Source organism: Halorubrum saccharovorum DSM 1137 (assembly GCF_000337915.1).
Lineage (GTDB): Archaea > Halobacteriota > Halobacteria > Halobacteriales > Haloferacaceae > Halorubrum > Halorubrum saccharovorum.
The window spans coordinates 1-822 of sequence record NZ_AOJE01000036.1; the positions used below are offsets into that span (position 1 = coordinate 1).

1 protein-coding gene is annotated in these 822 nt (G+C 62.9%); it reads left to right on the plus strand.

The window, feature by feature from the left end; translation table 11 throughout:
* Window positions 1–23 precede the first annotated feature (23 nt).
* Entirely contained in the window at window positions 24–404 is a 381-nt protein-coding gene (locus C471_RS18440; RefSeq protein WP_449272095.1) for a DUF7827 domain-containing protein, read from the plus strand.
* Window positions 405–822: the final 418 nt, after the last annotated feature.

Below are 822 nucleotides of genomic sequence, written 5' to 3' on the forward strand. Positions count from 1 at the left end.
CGTCCGACACGGCCAGCATCACGGTGAACGATGTTGGCGACGGTGAACTCGATCTCACCGAGAGTTCGCTGACCGAACAGCAGGGTGACGTGGTTCCGATCACGGTGTCGGCCTCTGAGGCCGCCACCAGTGGGACGCTGGTCATCGGTAACGAAGACGACGTTGGCTACCAGGCGAACGTCTCGATCACCGACTTCGGCGACCAGGACGAGATCACCATCTACTTCAACAGCTACGCGGCCGGGAACAACTCGGCTGCCGCTGGTGACATCGTCTGGCTCGACGAGGACGACGCCGACGAAGACGCGAACATCGACTTCGACCGTACTGNACCAGACGACGGGCATCAACATGCTCGACTCTGGCGACTACGAGCTCGCAGTCTCCACCTCTGGCGACGCTGAGGAGACGCTCGACTCGCCGGACAACGTCGGCACGCTCTTCCTTGAGGAGCGGTCGACCAGCGAAACGATCAACACGTGGACCGTCTCTGACGGTGTCGCCAGCGACATTCTCGACGCTGACGACTCGGTGGAGGCGCTGAACGCCCGTGTTGGGCAGAACGTNCACGTGGACCGTCTCTGACGGTGTCGCCAGCGACATTCTCGACGCTGACGACTCGGTGGAGGCGCTGAACGCCCGTGTTGGGCAGAACGTCACCCAGAGCGGCGACATCGCTGAGGGCGACCGGGTCGTCCACCAGATCGACGCGAGTGGTCTGTCCGGCCTCCTCGAGGCGACTGGTGAGGACAGCTCCACCGATCAGCTGCTCGACGCACTGAACAACGACGTTCTCGACAGTAACACCGAGGCCGGTGTCGA